The sequence below is a fragment of the Frateuria terrea genome, from assembly GCF_900115705.1.
Classification (GTDB): domain Bacteria; phylum Pseudomonadota; class Gammaproteobacteria; order Xanthomonadales; family Rhodanobacteraceae; genus Frateuria_A; species Frateuria_A terrea.
In genome coordinates this window covers 107,263-124,379 of the sequence record NZ_FOXL01000006.1, presented here as the reverse complement: position 1 = coordinate 124,379, position 17,117 = coordinate 107,263, and the positions used below count along the sequence as shown (strand labels likewise).

Genomic DNA, 17,117 nt, shown 5'->3' with positions numbered 1-17,117 from the left:
ATCGGCTCTTCGCAAGAGCGCCCCCTCACCCCAACCTCCTCTGCGGAGGAAAGGGCGCAATTTGCATCAGACCGCGTCTTCCTCGACGTCGTCGACTTCGGGCGCCAGGCCAAGTAGCTGCTGGGTGACCTCGCCCGAGAGCGTCTCCACGCCGCGTAGCTTGCGCGTGATGGTCGTGGTCTTGCCGGAGGCCTTCTGCAGCGTGTTGCGGACAGTGTCCACCTGCTTGACCGCTGATTCGAGGATGCCGCCGAACTTGCCGAATTCCGTCTTGACCGCCCCCAGGATGCTCCAGACCTCGGAGCTGCGCTGGGCGATCGCCAGCGTGCGGAACCCCATCTGCAAGCTGTTGAGCAGCGCGCTGAGCGTAGTCGGTCCGGCGACCACCACGCGGTGCTCCCGTTGCAGCATTTCGAACAGGCCGGGGCGTCGGATCACTTCGGCATACAGGCCCTCGGTGGGCAGGAACAGTACGGCGAAATCGGTGGTGTGCGGGGCGGCGACATACTTGGATCTGATGCGCTTGGCCTCCTCCCGCACGCGTACTTCCAGTGCGCGACCAGCCAACGCAGCCGCTTCAACGTCTGCGGCCTCCTGTGCATCGAGCAGTCGTTGGTAGTCCTCGACAGGAAACTTGGCGTCGATCGGAAGGTAAAGCACCCCGCCGTCCTGCTGGCCAGGCATGCGAATGGCGAACTCGACCCGTTCCTTGCTGTCAGGCACGGTCGCCACGTTCGATTCGTACTGTTCGGGCGTCATCAATTGCTCGAGCAGCGCGCCGAGTTGCACTTCGCCGAGGATGCCGCGCGTCTTTACATTGCTCAGTACGCGCTTGAGGTCGCCCACGCCGCTGGCCAGGCTCTGCATTTCGCCCAGGCCGCGTTGCACTGCTTCGAGCCGCTCGGACACCAGCTGGAAAGACTGGCCCAGGCGCGTTTCCAGCGTGCTCTGCAGCTTCTCGTCGACGGTGGCGCGCATCTGTTCGAGCTTGGCCGTGTTGTCGTCCTGCAAAGCCTTGAGCCTCGCCTCCAGCGTGGTGCGTACTTCGCCCATGCGCTTTTCGTTGTCGGCGGTGAGCGCGGCCAGCTGCTGACGTTGCTGTTCACCGGCGCGGGCGAGGGTAAGGCTCACCTCCTCGCGGCTCTTGCGGGCATCCTCGGCGAGGCGCTGGGCGAGGCCCTGCAGGCCGGCGTCGGTACGCGTGGTGAGAGCGTCCAGGCGTTGCGCGAAACCATCGATACGCTCGGCCTGCTGGGCAGACATGCCGCCAAGCTGTTCGGCGACGTGGTTGCGGAAGCGGTCGAAGCCCTGTTGCAGCTCTTCGCGGCCGGCGCGCTGTTCCTCCCGCAGCGCGCGCTCGAGGCGCTCGCCATCGTGCTTGAGCGCATCCAGGCGGCTGGCGAGGCCTTCGTCGGGCCGGCCACGGCGCAGCAGCACCGTTTGCAGCGCGAGGACGCCGAAGGTGGCCAGGAGCAGAAGGGCGAGGAGGACGTCGGCGAGGGGCATGGCAGGGTTCCGGCAGCTACCCGCCCAGTTTACGCGCAGCCGTCTCAGCCGCCGCGACGCTTCGGCTTCAGCCGCTGCCGCAGGAAGCGCAGCGTGGCCCGTTCCAGCTGGCGCGGTTGTCCGGCGCAGACCGGGGTGATCGCCCGGTGCAGGCTGCCGTCGCGCCAGCCTTCGAACACTTCGGGGTGGATGTAGGACTTGCGGCACACGGCCGGCGTATTGCCCAGCACCGCGGCCACCTGTTTGACCGCTTCCACCAGCGCGTGGCGGCGCGCGCGTTCGCCGCCCTTTTCGGGCAACGGCGTGCAGGCCAGCACGCCGGCGGCGTGGGCGGTGCCGCCCCAGGTGCGGAAGTCCTTGGCGCTGAAGACCTCGCCGCAGGCCTCGTGCAGGTAGTCGTTGACCATGCCCGAATCGATCGGCTGGCGCTCGCCCTGGTCGTCCAGGTACTGGAACAGCCGTTGCCCCGGCAACTGCTGCACGCGGCGCACGATGCGCGCCAGCCGCCGGTCGTCCAGCTCGACTTCCTGCTCCTGGCCGCTCTTGCCGCGAAAGCAGAAGCGCAACCGGCCGCGCGCCACGCGAAGGTGGCGCGAGCGCAGCGTGGTCAGGCCATAGCTCTTGTTGTCGCGCGCGTAGGCTTCGTTGCCGACGCGGATCAGCGTCTCGTCCAGCAGGCGCACCAGCAGCGCCAGGACCTTTTCGCGCGACAGGCCGGGCAGCCCGAGGTCGCGGCGGGTGCGCCGACGCAGCTTCGGCAGCGCGGCGCCGAAGGCCAGGATGCGATCGAACTTGCCGTCGTCGCGCAGCGCGCGCCAGTCCGGGTGGTAGCGATACTGCTTGCGCCCGCGCGCATCGCGGCCGGTGGCCTGCAGGTGGCCATCGGGGTTGGCGCAGATCCACACATCCTCGTAGGCGGGCGGAATGGCCAGTGCGCGGATGCGTGCCAGTTCGGCCTTGTCGGTGACCGGTTGGCCATCCGCGTCGCGGTAGCTGAAATGCCTGCCTCGGCGCAGTCGGCGAATGCCCGGCTGCACATCGCTGACGTAGACCAGGCCGGCCGCACGCGCCTGCGCGCGCAGGGCCGGGTCGACATCGATGGGGCTGCTGTTCATCGATGCGAGTGTGGCGGCGGCCTCGATCAAGGCGGCGTGCACGCGGCTTTGCACCAGCGTGGCGCCCGCGTCGCGCAAACCGGCGCATGATGGCCGGTGAGCAGCCATGGGAGCGGCCACATGGAATACGCATACGACTACCTGATCGTCGGCGGCGGCATGGCCGCCGATGCGGCAGCCAAGGCGATCGGTGCCCATGATGCCGCGGCGAGTATCGGCATCGTGGGTGCGGAGGCCGCGCCGCCTTACGAACGGCCGCCCTTGTCCAAGGCGCTGTGGAAAGGTGACAGGACGCTGGCGTCGATCGACCTGGGCACCGCTGCCAGCGGTGCCGAGCTGCATCTGGGCCGCCGCATGCAGACGCTCGACCGCGACCGGCACTGCGCGCACGACGACCATGGCGACAGCTGGCGCTATCGCCGCCTGCTGCTGGCCACCGGCGCCACGCCGCGGCGCTTGCCCTTCGCCGGCAGCGACCGCGTGATCGATTTCCGCACCGTCGACGACTACCGTCAGTTGCGCCGCCTGGCCGTAGCCGGCGCACGCATCGCGGTGGTCGGTGGCGGCTTCATCGGCAGCGAACTGGCCGCCTCGCTTGCCGGCGTGGGTTGCGAGGTGAGCATGCTGTTCCCGGCTGGATCGATCGGCAGCGGCCGCTATCCACCCGCGCTGGCGACCTTCCTGGACGACTACTACCGCGAGCGCGGCATCGAGCTGCTGCCCGGCGTCAAGGTGGTCGACGGCCGTGCCGGCAAGGAGGGCGTCGAGCTGGTGCTCTCCGATGGCCGCCGCCTGCGCGCGGACGCGGTGGTCGCCGGCCTGGGGGTCATCCCCGATACTGCCCTGGCGGAGTGGGCTGGATTGGACGTGGCCGATGGCGTAGTGGTCGATGGCCAGTTGCGCACCAGCGATCCGGACATCTGGGCCGCAGGCGACCTGGCCAGTTTCTTCAGTCCGTCACTGGGCCGGCGCCTGCGGGTCGAACACGAGAACGCGGCGGTCGAGATGGGTGCGCACGCCGGCCGCGCGATGGCCGGCGCCGGCGGGGAGTACACGACGCTGCCGTATTTCTACTCGGACCTGTTCGATCTCGGCTATGAGGCGGTGGGCTTGCTCGACGCGCGCCTGGAGCTTGTCGAGGACTGGAGCGAGCCGCACCGCAAGGGCGTCGTCTACTACCTCGACGACGGCCGCGTGCGCGGCGTACTGCTGTGGAACGTATGGGGCCAGATCGATGCCGCGCGGGCGTTGATCGCCCAGCCGGGGCCATTCGACCCCGCTTCGCTGCGCGGGTGCATTTCGCACGACGGCTGAGTGTGCGGGCGTTCCACGCACTCCCGATAGAGGCGCATCGGTCGCGCGAACGCGCACCGCTACATGTCGGGGGAATCCTGGGCAACGCCCGGCTTACGCCCGATGACCGCGACGAGCAGGCCAAACTGGCGTTTCGATGAGGGCCCGCGAACCTCAGTCCACCCGGCAGAACACTGCCTTGAGGTAGCGGCCTTCCGGAACGTCGGCGCGCACCGGATGGTCGGCGCCGGCGCCGGCCATCTGCAGCACCTGGATCTCGCGGCCGGCGTTGAGCGCCACGCGGCGCAGCATCTCCAGGAAATCCGCCTCGGCGACCAGCCCGGTGCACGAGCAGGTCAGCAGCAGGCCGCCGGGCGGAATCACGTCCAGCGCCAGCCGGTTCATCGCGAAATACTTCTTGAGCGCGTCGAACACCTTGCTGCGGTCGCGGGTCAGTTTGGCCGGATCGAGGATCACCGCGTCGTACTGCTCGCCGTTGGCCACGGCCTGGCGCAACCAGTCGAAGATGTCGGCCTGCTCGAACTGCACCGCCAGATCGTTGGCCGCGGCATTGGCGCGCGCGATCTCCAGGATGCCGGCATCCATGTCCACGCCGGTCGCTTCGCGCGCGCCCGCAGCCATCGCGTGCACCGCAAAGCCACCGGAATTGCAGCACAGGTCGAGCACGCGTCGGCCGCGGGCCAGTTCGGCGAAGCGGCGGCGGTTCTCGCGCTGGTCGGCGAAGAAGCCGGTCTTGTGGCCATAGCCCGGCGCAGCGTGGAAAGCCAGGCCATGCTCATGCACCTCGACCGGCGCCGGCGGCTCGGGGCTGCGGCAATCGAAGGATTCCTGCTTCTGCACGTGGCTCTCGGCGAACCAGTACAGCCGCGCGCCGGGGAAGTGTTCCAGCAGCGCGGCGTGGATCGCCTCGCGGAACTTCCACATGCCGGCGGCGAAGTACTCGATCACCAGGATGTCGGCGTAGCGGTCCACCACCAGACCGGACAGGCCGTCACCCTCGCTGTGCACCACGCGCCAGGCGTCGCTGGCGCGGTCCAGCTGCAGCAGCTCGCGGCGCAGCTGCACGGCACGGGCGATGCGGTCGGCGATCCAGGCCGCGTCGATCGCTTCGGCGGGACGGTTCGTGAGCAGGCGCAACGCGATGCGCGCGTGGCCATTCCAGAACCCGCGGCCGACGAAGCGGTCCTTGCTGTCCACCACCTCGACCACGCTGCCCGGCGGCAGCCGCTGTTCAGGCTTGTACACCTGCGCCGACCACACCCAGGGATGGCCCGGGGAGCGATCGGATTTGAGGCGGATGCGCGGCAGCGCGGCGGAGTCCTGCGGGGCGGGGGTGTTCATCGCGCCATGATACCCGGCGCTGCCGTGCGCCCGAACCTATCGCAGCTTCAGCACCAGCCAGGACACCAGCGCCAGCAGGTTCACGCCCACGCGCGACACCGACGGTCCGGCGATCGCCAGCACGAACCCCTGCGTGCCGAAGCTCCAGTCCAGCCACGGCCGCGCCAGGTGCAAGGTCGTGTAGAGGTTCAGGAAGCCGCCCGCGTGCAGCGCGTAGCTGAACACCGGCGTGGCCAGCAGCGGCAGCTGCAGCAGCTGCGCTACGCGCGAGAACGCCACGCCGCGCTCGCTGCCCTCGACCAGCAGCACGCCTGCCACCAGCACGAAGCCGAAGGCGATCAACGCCAGCAGCGCGTGCAGAGCGTCGTAGGTCGAGCCCATCAGAAGCAGCCGGCGCAGCGCGCCCGCAGCGCCGTACAGGCCACCGGCGATTTCGAGGATGCCGATCAGGCGGAAGAGGAAGCTGCGCATGCGGGATGTTTCCGGGACACGGTTGGCGGAGCGCGCAGTGTGCCGATTTTGCGGCGCGCCGTCTGCGCCTCAGCCCAGCGGGTCGGCCAGCTCGTGCAGGTCGGCCAGGTGCTGCTCCCACCAGCGCGGTTCGGCGGCGAACGGGAAGGCCGCGGGGAAGGCCGGATCGGCCCAGCGGGCGGCGATCCAGCCGGCGTGGTGGACCTGGCGCATGGCGCGCAATGCGGGGATGAACGCAAGCTCGCCTGGGTCGAAGTCGCGCATGCTGGTATAGCCCTCCAGCAGAGCGTCCATGGCAGCGTCGTCATGCGCGAGCATCCACAGGTCCTGCACCGCCGGACCCGTGCGCGCGTCGTCGAGGTCGACGAAGTGCGGGCCGTCGTCGGTCCACAGCAGGTTGCCGGGATGGCAGTCGCCGTGGAGGCGCAGCTGGCGTAGGGGGCCGATCGCCTCCATCCGCGCAGTGACCGCCTCATCGAGCCGGCGCACGGCGGCGCGGTAGGCGTCGGCCAGGTGCGGCGGCAACAGCGGCGAGGCCTGCACCGCCCGCGCTGGCCGCTCGATCAGCGTGGCGCGGTCGATGCGCTCGCGGTGCTCGAACGGCGCGCGCGAACCGACCACGTGCAGGCGTGCGATCAGGCGTCCCAGCCATTGCAGTTGCTCGGCCGACTCCAGCGAGGGCGCGCGGCCACCGCGGCGCGGGTAGAGCGCGTAGCGGTAGCCGCCGTGGGCGAGCAGGGTGCGTCCGCCGAACGCCTGCGGCGCCACCACCGGGAGTTCGTCCGCAGCCAGTTCGAGGGCGAAGGCGTGCTCCTCGGCGATCGCCGCGTCGCTCCAGCGGCCCGGCCGGTAGAACTTGGCGATCACCGGCGCGCCGTCCTCGATGCCGACCTGCCAGACGCGGTTCTCGTAGCTGTTGAGCGCGAGCAGGCGGCCGTCCGGCCACAGGCCGCAGGCGCCCACGGCGTCGAGGACGAGGTCGGGGGTGAGGTTGGCGTAGGGGGTGGCGATACTCACCTGCCTCTCCCGTCTTCGACCAAGGATGGGGAGGAGGGAGCCAGAAGCGCGTTCACCGCACCACCGCCCGCCGCGGCACTACCGCCATGGTCAGCCGCGAGATGCACACCAGCGCGCCTTGCTCGTCCTCGATGCGGATCTCCCACACCTGCGTCGAGCGCCCCAGGTGCAGCGCCTTCGCGGTGCCGGTGACGACCCCGCTGCGCACGCCGCGTACGTGGTTGGCGTTGATGTCCAGTCCCACCGCCACCTCCTGCTCCGGATCGAGCGTCAGCAACGCGGCGGAACTGCCCAGCGTCTCGGCCAGCGCCACCGAGGCGCCGCCGTGCAGCAGCCCGAACGGCTGGTGTGTGCGCGCATCCACCGGCATGGTGCCGGCGAGCCAGTCCTCGCCGATCGCGGTGAAGCGGATGCCGAGCACCTGCATCAGCGTGTTCTCGCTCCAGGCGTTGATGCGCTCGAGGTCCGGTGTCTGCTTCCAGATCGCCATGGTGGTGGATCGCCTTGGGGGAAAGCGTGCATTGTCCGTCCGCCACCGTCGCGGCGACAATGCGCAGGTGTTCACCGTCACCATCGCCAGTTCAGGCCGAACCTTTCCCGCCGCGCCGGGTGAAACCGTGCTCGAGGCGGCGCAGCGCGCCGGCATCGCGCTGCCGTATTCATGCCGCGCCGGCGTCTGCGGCAGCTGCAAGGCGACGCTGCTGTCCGGCCACTGCGACTACCCGCGCAATCCGCCGGTAGCGCTCAGCGGCAGCGCGGCATCCGAGCACGCGATCCTGATGTGCCAGGCGGTGCCGGCCAGCGATCTGACCATCGCCGCGCGCGAGGTCGCCTCGGTGGAGGACATCGCCCGCCGCCGGCTGACCGTCGAGGTGGCGCAGAAGTGGCCGCTCGCGCCGGACGTCACCGGCCTGGTGCTGAAACCCGTGCCCGGCGCGGCGCCGCTCAAGTGGCTGCCGGGCCAGTACCTGGACGTGCTGCTGGCGGAAGGCAAGCGCCGGCCGTTCTCGATCGCCAGCGGTCCGAAGCAGGACGGCAGCATCGAACTGCACGTGCGCCACGTCGCCGGCGGCGGCTTCACCTCCTGGGTGCACGAAGGCCTGGTGCCGGGCGCACGGCTGCACATCGAGGGGCCGCTGGGCACCTTCGTGCCGCGCGAGGACTCCGAGCGCCCGATGGTGTTCATGGCCGGCGGGACCGGCTTCGCCCCGGTCAAGGCGATCGTCGAGCACTTCCTGGCGCTGCCGACGCGCCGGCCGATGGCGCTCTACTGGGGCGCGCGCAGCGCGGGCGACCTTTACCTGCGCGGGCTCGCCGAGCGCTGGGCGCGCGAGGCACCGAACCTGTCCTTCCACCCGGTGCTGTCCGATCCCGAACAGGCTGCCGCGGCGGGCCTGCGCGCGGGCCTCGTGCACGAGGCGGTGCTGGAGGACCTGCCGGACCTGTCCGGCCACGAGGTCTACATGAGCGGGCCGCCGGCGATGATCGACGCCGGTCGCCGCCTGTTTGCCGAGGCCGGCCTGCCCGACGAGCGGCTGTACTTCGATTCGTTCGACTACGCGCCCGACGTGCTGGCGCAGATCCTCGCCGGCCGCGCGGGCATCGGCGAATAGACGGCCATCTACCGTTCGGCTACTTGCTTCCCTTGGCCAGCGGCAGCTGCGCCTGCTGCCAGGCCAGCACGCCGCCGCCCAGGGTATAGACCTTGGTGAAGCCGGCCTTGACCAGGCGCTGCGCGGCCTTGTCCGAACCGCGGCCGTCCTTGTCCATCACCACCACCGGCAGGTCCCTGGCCCTGGCCAGGTCCTTGTGCTCGGGGTCGAACTGGCTGGGCAGCACGTGGCGGGCGCCGGGCACGTGCATCTTCTCGAAGTCGGCGCGGGCGGAGAGATCCACCAGCAGCGGATTCTCGCGGTTGATCAGCAGCGTGAGCCCACCCGGGGTGAGCTCCTTGTACTTGCGCAGCAGGCGGCTGAACTCCATCACCAGCAGCGCGAGCAGGATGATCACGAACAGCGCGCAGAGCGCCAGGTGGTTGCCCACGAAAGTGGGGAGCTTGTGCAGGAAGTCGTTCATCGCTCGATGGGCCTGGCCGGATGCGCAAACCGGTGATTATCCGGGACTGCCCCGGCGGGCGCAAAGGCGCCTGCCCAAAAGCCACTCGCGCTGAGCGTAGGCACGCCGCGCCGAAGTCGAAGTGCCTGCCTCACGCCATCCAACCGGAAACCCTCTCCCTTTCCGGAGAGGGGCTCGAGTCTCACTCGCGCGTGATGTCGGGCAACCCGCTCATCAGCCACCAGCGCTTCTTGTCGGTGTCGTAGCGCCAGGTCTGGCGGTCGATCACGGTCCGCTCCGATTGCGTATTGATGTTGACCAGGCTGATCTGCACCACCTGGTGCACCACGTTCTCGCCATCCGGCACCGGGCCGGCGCCGTCGTCATAGCCGGTCACGCGTACCTGCTGGTAGCGCGCCAGGTCCAGCGCGGTCGGCCGGTTGGCCTCGCGCACCTTGGGGTCGACGAACTGCAGCGCACTCTGGAAATCGCCCCAGCGCAGCGTGCTGCCGTAGGCGCCGAGCGTGTGGATCAGCGCCTGGTTGCGCTGGTCGGTGGCGCAGCCGGCGCACAGCATGGCGACGAACGCGAGCAGCAGGAGCAGTTGGCGGCGCATGGACGGGTCCCCTCGGCGACGAAGCGTCATTGTGCCCCAGCACGGCGCTTGGCGACGAAGCGCGCTTCGAGCGTGGCGGCCGGTCGCTCGCCGCTGCCGGGCACGACGCAGCGCACGTCGATGCGCGCCTTGCCGCGCTCGGCGAGGGTGGCGAAGAAGGTCGTAAAACCGGCGCCTTCGGACAGCCGTGCCTCGGCGCGAAAATCGTTCCACACCGGTTCGAGGTAGCGCACGTGCGAGTCGCCCACGAACACGTCGCAATCTTCGCCGCGCCGTTGCAGTTCCAGTTCCACCAGCGCCCAGCCGGCCAGCGTCATCAGGCTGGCCAGGCTGCCGCCGAAGGCGCAGCCCTTGTCGTTGACGTTCGGCGCCAGTGGCGCGGCCAGCGCCAGGGTGTCGTGCCCGTAGTGATGCAGCCGCAGGTCCATGGCGCGGGCGAGCGGGATCTTGTCGCGGATGAAGCGGAGCAGGTCGTCGGCAAGCAGCTGGGGGTCGGCAGTCACGGGCAGGACATCGTCGGCAAAGCGGCAAGTGTAGCGAGCGGCTTACACTGGCGGCCCTCATTCCTGTGGGCTGTGCAGTGAGACTGGCTTCCACTTCAGGCGCGCTCGAAGGCCGCGTGATCGTCATCACCCGGCCGGCCGGCACGGCCGCGGCATTCGCGCGCCAGGTACGCGCCCGCGGTGGCGTGCCGTTGCTGCTGCCGGGCCTGGCGCTGCGCCCGAGCGAAGACGCTGGCCAGGCGCGTGCGCAGCTTCGCGAGGCGCTGCGCGCGGATCCGTTGCTGCTGTTCACCAGCCCCGCCGCGGTGCGTTTCGCCGCCGCGCTTGCGCCCCTGCGCACGCGTGCCACGGTGCTGGCGGTCGGGCAGGGCACCGCCGCCGCGCTGCGCCGCCACGGCCTCGCGGTGCAGGTGCCCACGCGGCAGCAGGACAGCGAAGGCCTGCTCGACCTGCCAGCGTTGCGCGACGTGCGCGGCCGCGGCGTCGCGCTGATCGGCGCACCCGGTGGGCGCGGCCTGCTGCAGCAACGCCTGCTCGATGGCGGGGCACGCCTGCGCGAGGTGTGGGTTTACCGGCGCGCGGCACCGCGGCTGGACCGGCGGCATGCCGAAGCGGTACGCCAGCTGCGTCGCAGCGCGCGCGTGCTGCTGTCCAGCGCGCAAGCCCTGGCGAACCTGCATGGCACGCTGCCGCCCGAGGCCTGGTCGCGCCTGAGCGCCGCGGTCGCGGTGGCCAGCAGCGAACGGCTGGAGGCCGCCGCCCGCGAGGCGGGCTTCCGCCACGTCCGACGCGCCGTTTCGGCGCTGCCCGCCGACCTGCTCGCCGCCTGCTGAACTCACCCTCCGGACGCTTCTCCGGGCGTGGCGGCCATGCTCCGGTCTTGCGTTTGCGCATGGAGCCAACCCGGTTTCGCATGAGCTCTCTTACAGTAGCCCATGCCGGCGCGCGGCCGTGGTGCGGGGTGCCCGTGTGCGGGGCGCACCCTGCGGAGAACGCTTCACGCCCGCCATGCGAACCCCGCCATGCGGGCTGCTAGCATGGCGCGCATGAGCCAAGACGACCTCGCCTCCGATCGTCCCGCCGCGGCGCCGATTCCCGCCCCGGCTCCTGTATCGCGCCGTGCGCCGGCGCCGACTCCCCGCCGCGGCGGCGCAATGGCACTCGCACTGCTGCTGTCCCTGCTCGCGCTCGGCCTGGCCGGTTACGTGGGCTGGCGCCAGTGGCAGCAGATGCAGGGCAGCGCCAGCGACAACCTGGACCAGCGCGTCGCCCACGTGGAAGACACGCTCGGCACCCTCGGCGACGAGCGCACCCTGCTGCGCCAGCGCCTGGGCGATGCCGAACAGGTCAACCGCGGCCTGCGCGAGGAACTGCTGGGCCAGGGCGAGCGGCTGCGCAACCTGGAGGACGCGGTCGCCAAGCTGTCGGAGAAGAGCCTCTCCGGCCATGACGCGATGCTGCTCGACGAGACCGAGACGCTGCTGCGCATGGGCCAGCAGCGCTATGTGCTGTTCCACGATGCGCAGGGTGCGGCGGCCGCCTACGGCCTGGCCGACCAGGCGCTGGCCGCGGTGAACGACGGCGCCTTCTCCGGTGTGCGCCAGAGCATCGCCGCCGAGCGCGAGGCGCTGCAGCAGAGCGAGCCGCACGCCCATGCGATCGACGCCTTGCAGCAGCTGCGCGGCGCGCTGGAAACCTTCCCGCTCAAGCCGCAGGACACGCCGGCCGGCCAGGCCAACGCCGGCGCCTGGGCACGCATCCGCCATGCACTCGGCAGCGTGGTCAGCGTGCAGCGCGACAACGGCGCGCCGCTGGCGGTGGCCGATGCGCGCTTCGCCCGCGAACTGGCCGCGCTCGACCTCGCCCAGGCGCAGGCCGCGCTGCTGGCCGCCGACGTCGACGCCGCGCGCGCTGCCATCGTCCGCGCGCAGGCGAGCCTGGCCGCGCAGTTCGACACCGCCGACCCGGCCGTCGCCCATGCACAGGCGCAACTGGCGAGCCTCGCCGGCACGCTCAAGCCGACCACGCCGGTACAGCTGGGCGCCGCATTGGCCGAACTGCGCAACCTGCGCGCGGTACACGCGCTCAAGGCGGTCGACGCCACCCCGGCCCGCGCGGCCAGCACCGAGCGCCGTCCGTGAAGCCGTGGCGCTGGCTGCTGCTGCTGATCGCGGTCGCGGCGCTGGCCGCCTTCGGCTGGCACGGAGTCGCCGAAGATCCCGGCTACGTCCTGGTGCGCCTGCGCGGCTGGCGGGTGGAAACCACCGTGGTCGCGGCCCTGGTCATCGTGCTGCTGGCGTGGGCCGTCCTCACCGGCCTGTGGCGCCTGGTGCGCTGGCCGTTCGGCGCGATGACGCGGCGGCATCGCCGGGTCAGCCGGCAGCGCCTGGGCAGCGGCATGGTCGCGCTTATGGAAGGCCGCCACGGCGAAGCCGAGCGCGACCTGGAGCGTGCCGCGCGGCTGGACGAACTGCGTGGACCGGCCTTGCTCGCTTCCGCCGAGGCGGCCTCGCGGCGCGGTGAATCGGCGCGTGCGCTGGAAGCGCTCAACCGCGCCGGCCAGGCCTCGCCGCAGGCCGCCCGCGTGCTGCGCGCGCGCGTGCTGCGTCGCGACGGCAAGCCGGCCGAAGCGCTCGCGCTGCTTGGTCCGGAAGCCGAAAGCGGCAGCCTTACGCCCGGCGGCTGGCATGAACTCGCGCTGGCCGCGCTCGCCGCAGGCGAACCGCGTCGCGCACTGGCCGCACTCGAGCCGCTGCAGAAAAGCGGCTCGCTCGGTACCCAGCGCTACGCCGCACTGGAGTCGCAGGTGCTGGTCGCGGCGGTGAACGCCGCTGCGGACGGCCAGGCGCTCAACGCGCTGTGGTCGCAACTGCCCAAGGGTCAGCGCCGCGCACCCGCGGTCGTCGATGCCTACGCCCGCCGTGCCGCCGCATTCGGTCTCGTGCTGCCGGCGATGGACGAGCTCGAATCGGCCCTGCGCCGCGAGTGGTCGCCGCAACTGGCCGAAACCTGGGGCAGGCTCGACGGTGACGACCTGGACGCCCGCCTGCGCCGCGCCGAAGGCTGGCTGGACGCCCATCCCAACGATCCCGGCCTGCTGCTGGCGCTGGGCCGCATGTGCGTGCGCCAGCAGCTGTGGGGCAAGGCACGCACCTACCTTGAGCGCTCGCTCGCGGTCGGGCCCAGCCCGGGTGCCTGGGAAGCGTTGGGGGACGTCTGCGTCGGCCAGGGCGACATCCCGCTTGCCCAGCGCTGCTACCGCAACGCGCTGGCGCTCACCCGCGGCGATGCCACCGTCGAGTTGCCGCGCGACAGTCGCCTGTCGCACCCGGACACGCGCTCGCTGGCGGTGGAGGAACGCGACGAGCACGGCATGCCGCGGCTGCGGAACTGAGGTCCGGGTCCGGCGCCAGGCACATCATGGACGCCCTCGGCGCGGTCTGCTTTGCATCAGCCCTGGCGAGCGTCTGCATCCTGCACTGCCTTGCGAAAGCCGGCTTGGGGACGGACCGTGCGGATACGCGCTACGCCATCAGGTACTTGAGTCTGCTGGGGTGCGTGCTCGGGCTGTCGCCAGTCTCCATGCCGGCACGGGCGAGGCGACGGGACCTGCGCGCGGTGCGCCCCCTGCACCTTGTGTTCGCAACCGCTGCGAGCCTCATGGCATGGTTCGCGATGCCGCTTCTGCGGGCGGCGTTGCGGTAGCCGGCGCCGGGTCCGCTCAGGTCACGGACATCGCCCACGTGATGAATCCGGCGTTGAGCGTGGTGAGCGTCAGCGCCAGCAGGAACAGCGTGTCGGAGATGCGTTCCAGCGTGTGGTTGCGCTGCTGGTTCCGGGTCCGCAATGCCCAGTAGGAAAGCAGGCAGGTGACCAGGTAGAGCATGGCGTTGATCGCGAGCAGGTCGTCGCCGATGAGGTCGGCGCGGCGGAGCGTGATGACGACGCGCAGGAGGCCGATGACCGTGATGCACACGCCCACCATCGCGGCGGACGCGGTGAAGATGTGTACGCAGATGTCCTGGTCGAGCGTCCTGCGGAGCGGTGCGTTGTTCATGGGGCCGGTTCCGTCTCGGGTAGGCGGACTCTAGACCCCGGCGCCCCCGGCGGGTGCCCGGACGCGCGGGACACGGCCGTCCGTTCCGCTTCGCGGATGCTCGCGGTTCAGCCGAACGTGGCGTCGCCGGGCGCGGACCGGCCGGTGGTCGCATAACGCACCACGGTGCTGGCCAGGTCGCGGCCGATCTCCAGGTGCTGTTCGGCCATTGTCGCGACGCTTGCGCGATGCGAGACCACGATCAGGATGGAGCGCGGCAACCGCCGCTTGAGCGCGGCGAGCACCGCCAGTTCGGAGGACGCATCGAGCGCACCGGTGGCCTCGTCGAGCACCGCCAGCAACGGCTGGCGCAGGATCACCTGGGCCAGCATCAGCCGCTGCAGTTCGCCGCCGGACAGGCGGCTGGCGCTGCCGTAGAGCGCCGCGTCCAGTCCTTCGCGCGTGGCCCCGAGCCAACGGCCGAGGCCGACGTCTTCCAGCACGCCGAGCATGGTTTCCTCACCCGCAGCCGGGGCGGCCCAGGCCAGGCACTCGCGCACCGTGTGCTGCCACGGCCGTACGCTCTGGCTGACGTAGGCACCGTTGCGCACCAGGGCGCGATAGTCGTCGAAGCCGATGGACTGCCCACCGACGCCGGCGGTGAAGTCGGCGGGCAGCGTCATTCCGGCCAGCACGTCGACCAGGCTGCTCTTGCCGATCCCCGAATCCCCCGAGACCAGGGTCAGCTCGCCGGGCGCCAGCACCAGGTCGCGCACGCACAGGCCGCCGAGCGGCGCGCGCAGGCGCAGGCGACCGATGGCCAGCACGTCGCCCATCGCCAGCGCGCGTGCCGACACGGCTGAAAGCGCATCGCGCCGATGCCGCATGTGGCGTTTCCACAGTTCCAGCGCAGGCGCCGCCGAGCGCAATTGCTGGCAGCTCTGCCGGGTCGACACCAGGTACGGCAGCAGGCGACCGAGCAGCAGGCTGACCGCGATCAGCGAGGCGCTGTCGATGCCGTGCCAGCGGTGGGCCAGCACGAACGCGCCGGCAATGCCCGCCGCGGCGGCCAGCTCCAGCACCAGACGGCCGGCGGCGACCAGTTCCAGTTGGCGCCGATAGCCCAATCCCAGTTGTGCGGCGATCGCGCCGTAGCCGGCCTTCTCCGCGCCCTCCCGCTCGAACGAGCGCACGTAGCGCAGGCGCCGTGGAAAGTCCTCGCTCAGCCAGAACAGCCGCGTCATGTCGGCCACGTACTGCCGGCTCACCGTCGATTGCTCGCGGCCCCAGGCACGCGCGGCGAGCAGCCCCATGCCCAGCAGCGCCGGCGACACCAGCATCAGCGTCGGCGACACCCAGAACACGAACGCCAGGCTCACCGCCGTAGTGACGCCGATGATCGCCAGCTGCAGCAGCGCGCCGAAGCCCTGCACCAGGATCTCGATGTTGTAGGTCAGCAGGTTGGCGATCTCGGCCGAACTGGTGTCGGCCAGTTCGCCCAGCGGCGCGTCGATCAGTCGGGCATGCACCATCCGCCGCAGGTTCATGCCGCAGCGGCTGGCCAGGGCCGCGCCCAGCCGCGCCGCCTGCCAGCGCAACAGCGCGAAGCTGCCGGTGGCCACGCCGAACGCCAGCGCCTGCATCTCGACGCTGTCGTAGCGGCTGAAGGCTTGCGACGGCCCGGGTTGCACCAGCGGCACCAGGCAGATCGCTGCGATGCTGCCGGCCAGCGCCGCGCCCAGCGACAGCACCACGTAGGCGACGATCTGCAGCAGGTCGCGGCGCGCGAGGGTGGATGCGAACGCCTGCGAAAAGTTCGCCACGGGCAGGGCGCGGACGAGCATGGCCAGCGCGCGCCGATGCCATGGACCCGCGCTCCGCGGCAATCCGTCGGGGCGCTCCAGCGTGGCGTCTTTGCCGGGGATCGTGCTCATCTCTCCTGAGTGCAGGGCACCGTGGGAAAGGTTGTCCCGCTGGTGTGTGTCCCCACCAGGGAGCGTGGCCACGGCGCGTGTCCGTCGAGCAGCCTGCACAGCGCATCGATGGCCGCTTGCGGATCGCGGCCGCGCCGCAGCCGGTGGACGCCGCGCTGCACCAGCGCCCGCACGAACGGCTGCCAGCCCGGCTGGCCCGACGCATACGGCTGGTTGGATGCCAGCCATGCTGCGGCTTGCTCGGCCGCCACAGGGAGCAGCAGGCTCTCGCGGTGGCCGGCCGGCTCTGGCGATACCTGCACGGCGCCGACCAGTGCCAGCGGCTCGCCGGCCAGCCGGCCGATGCCCAGACGCAGGTCGGCCTCGATCTTTTCCACGCCGCTGCGCCTGATGATGCGCGGCGATCGTTCCAGCCACTCGCGCAGGTGGCCGTCCGCGAGCAACCCCGGCGCATCCGGGCGCACGTGCAGGAAGTTCGGCACGCCCATCGCCAGCAGGCTGTCCGGGTGCACGAACACGGCGTCCTCGGCCAGGAAATCCAGCCCGCGCAGCAGACCGTGCAGCGCCAACGTCGACTTGCCCGCGCCGCTTTCGCCAAGCAACAGCACGCCACGACCGCGATGTCCCAGGCATGCCCCGTGCAATGGCACCAGGCCCATGCCGCGGGCGGCCAGGGTGAACACCGCGAACTCGATCAGCTCGTATCGCAGGTGGTAGGGATGCCCGAGCATGTCCTGCGAGGCGGTCACCAATGCGCGCCGACCGGCCGGGTCGAGCACGGCGTAGTTGCACTCGTCCATCACCCCGCAGAGCAACCCGGCGCCCGCGTGCTGGCGTACAGGCGGTGGCTCGCCGCGGCGTTCCATGCGAGCGCTCAGCAGGCGCAACTCGATGTGGAAGTCGCGTGCTTCAGGCCACTCGCATGGCGGCAACCGGCCATAGGCGGCCTCGGCCAGCTGCAGCAGCGCTCCGCTGTTGCTGGCGAAGTGGAAGCGGCCACCCAGCACCGTCCGTTGCAGCACGAGGTTGCAGGCGATGCGTTCGCCGAAGGGGTCGGCGACCGTGGCCGATGCGGGCAGGAGGGAGGGCAGGGCCATCGCGGAACGGAAGCCTCGCAGGTGGGGTGGCGCACCGACGCACTTCCCGGTTGCAGCGTGAGTGCTCCCGCGCAACGCAGAGGTTGTGCCTGCCGTGACCCTCAACCGACCC

At 70.9% G+C, this 17,117-nt stretch carries 16 protein-coding genes and 1 pseudogene; 5 read left to right on the top strand and 12 right to left on the bottom strand.

Annotated elements, in window-relative coordinates; genetic code table 11:
* Positions 1-66: 66 nt before the first annotated feature.
* Together BMZ38_RS11905 and BMZ38_RS11900 are read right to left on the bottom strand one after the other, a co-directional pair.
* Entirely contained in the window at positions 67-1,506 is a 1,440-nt protein-coding gene (locus tag BMZ38_RS11905; protein ID WP_091337737.1) for a DNA recombination protein RmuC, read from the bottom strand.
* A 44-nt stretch (positions 1,507-1,550) separates the two neighbouring features.
* Entirely contained in the window at positions 1,551-2,621 is a 1,071-nt protein-coding gene (locus BMZ38_RS11900) for a DNA topoisomerase IB (RefSeq protein ID WP_091338364.1), read from the bottom strand.
* A 120-nt stretch (positions 2,622-2,741) separates the two neighbouring features.
* On the opposite strand from BMZ38_RS11900, the gene BMZ38_RS11895 reads away from it, so the two are divergent.
* Complete coding sequence (locus tag BMZ38_RS11895; RefSeq protein ID WP_091337734.1) at positions 2,742-3,935, top strand: NAD(P)/FAD-dependent oxidoreductase; 1,194 nt, start codon at positions 2,742-2,744, stop codon at positions 3,933-3,935.
* Between the two features lie 153 nt (positions 3,936-4,088).
* On the opposite strand, the gene BMZ38_RS11890 is transcribed toward BMZ38_RS11895, so the two are convergent.
* The 4 genes from BMZ38_RS11890 to BMZ38_RS11875 form a co-directional block, all read right to left on the bottom strand.
* The gene (locus BMZ38_RS11890; protein ID WP_091337731.1) at positions 4,089-5,276 is read right to left on the bottom strand and encodes a class I SAM-dependent rRNA methyltransferase; all 1,188 of its coding nucleotides are present in this window, start codon (positions 5,274-5,276) and stop codon (positions 4,089-4,091) included.
* A 36-nt stretch (positions 5,277-5,312) separates the two neighbouring features.
* Positions 5,313-5,747: a hypothetical protein gene (locus BMZ38_RS11885; RefSeq protein WP_091337728.1), complete on the bottom strand. Its 435-nt coding sequence runs from the start codon at positions 5,745-5,747 to the stop codon at positions 5,313-5,315.
* A 69-nt stretch (positions 5,748-5,816) separates the two neighbouring features.
* Complete coding sequence (locus BMZ38_RS11880) at positions 5,817-6,764, bottom strand: serine/threonine protein kinase (protein ID WP_091337724.1); 948 nt, start codon at positions 6,762-6,764, stop codon at positions 5,817-5,819.
* Positions 6,765-6,816: 52 nt separating this feature from the next.
* Complete coding sequence (locus BMZ38_RS11875) at positions 6,817-7,254, bottom strand: hotdog fold thioesterase (protein ID WP_091337721.1); 438 nt, start codon at positions 7,252-7,254, stop codon at positions 6,817-6,819.
* A 67-nt stretch (positions 7,255-7,321) separates the two neighbouring features.
* Between BMZ38_RS11875 and BMZ38_RS11870 the strand changes: the two genes are divergently transcribed.
* Positions 7,322-8,377 (top strand): 2Fe-2S iron-sulfur cluster-binding protein, encoded by a 1,056-nt coding sequence (locus tag BMZ38_RS11870; protein ID WP_245747286.1) that lies wholly within the window; start codon positions 7,322-7,324, stop codon positions 8,375-8,377.
* A gap of 19 nt (positions 8,378-8,396) precedes the next feature.
* Here the strand turns inward: BMZ38_RS11870 and BMZ38_RS11865 are convergent, their stop codons facing one another.
* The 3 genes from BMZ38_RS11865 to BMZ38_RS11855 form a co-directional block, all read right to left on the bottom strand.
* Positions 8,397-8,840, bottom strand: a complete 444-nt coding sequence (locus BMZ38_RS11865) for a rhodanese-like domain-containing protein (protein ID WP_091337715.1) — start codon at positions 8,838-8,840, stop codon at positions 8,397-8,399.
* Positions 8,841-9,021: 181 nt separating this feature from the next.
* Complete coding sequence (locus BMZ38_RS11860; protein WP_091337712.1) at positions 9,022-9,435, bottom strand: hypothetical protein; 414 nt, start codon at positions 9,433-9,435, stop codon at positions 9,022-9,024.
* A gap of 26 nt (positions 9,436-9,461) precedes the next feature.
* Complete coding sequence (locus tag BMZ38_RS11855) at positions 9,462-9,944, bottom strand: YiiD C-terminal domain-containing protein (protein ID WP_425431886.1); 483 nt, start codon at positions 9,942-9,944, stop codon at positions 9,462-9,464.
* A gap of 71 nt (positions 9,945-10,015) precedes the next feature.
* On the opposite strand from BMZ38_RS11855, the gene BMZ38_RS11850 reads away from it, so the two are divergent.
* From BMZ38_RS11850 to BMZ38_RS11840, 3 genes are all read left to right on the top strand, one after another.
* Entirely contained in the window at positions 10,016-10,771 is a 756-nt protein-coding gene (locus tag BMZ38_RS11850; RefSeq protein ID WP_091337709.1) for a uroporphyrinogen-III synthase, read from the top strand.
* Between the two features lie 213 nt (positions 10,772-10,984).
* Positions 10,985-12,079, top strand: a complete 1,095-nt coding sequence (locus tag BMZ38_RS11845; protein ID WP_091338360.1) for a uroporphyrinogen-III C-methyltransferase — start codon at positions 10,985-10,987, stop codon at positions 12,077-12,079.
* Entirely contained in the window at positions 12,076-13,332 is a 1,257-nt protein-coding gene (locus BMZ38_RS11840; RefSeq protein WP_091337706.1) for a heme biosynthesis HemY N-terminal domain-containing protein, read from the top strand. The genes BMZ38_RS11845 and BMZ38_RS11840 overlap by 4 nt, the downstream gene beginning before the upstream one ends.
* 327 nt (positions 13,333-13,659) lie before the next feature.
* Here the strand turns inward: BMZ38_RS11840 and BMZ38_RS11830 are convergent, their stop codons facing one another.
* From BMZ38_RS11830 to BMZ38_RS11820, 3 genes and pseudogenes are all read right to left on the bottom strand, one after another.
* Positions 13,660-13,995 (bottom strand): hypothetical protein, encoded by a 336-nt coding sequence (locus BMZ38_RS11830; protein ID WP_091337700.1) that lies wholly within the window; start codon positions 13,993-13,995, stop codon positions 13,660-13,662.
* 107 nt (positions 13,996-14,102) lie between these two features.
* Positions 14,103-15,818, bottom strand: a complete 1,716-nt coding sequence (locus BMZ38_RS11825) for an ATP-binding cassette domain-containing protein (RefSeq protein ID WP_091338358.1) — start codon at positions 15,816-15,818, stop codon at positions 14,103-14,105.
* Between the two features lie 176 nt (positions 15,819-15,994).
* Positions 15,995-17,005: pseudogene (locus BMZ38_RS11820) on the bottom strand (serine kinase); the annotation flags it as partial.
* Between the last annotated feature and the right edge of the window lie 112 nt (positions 17,006-17,117).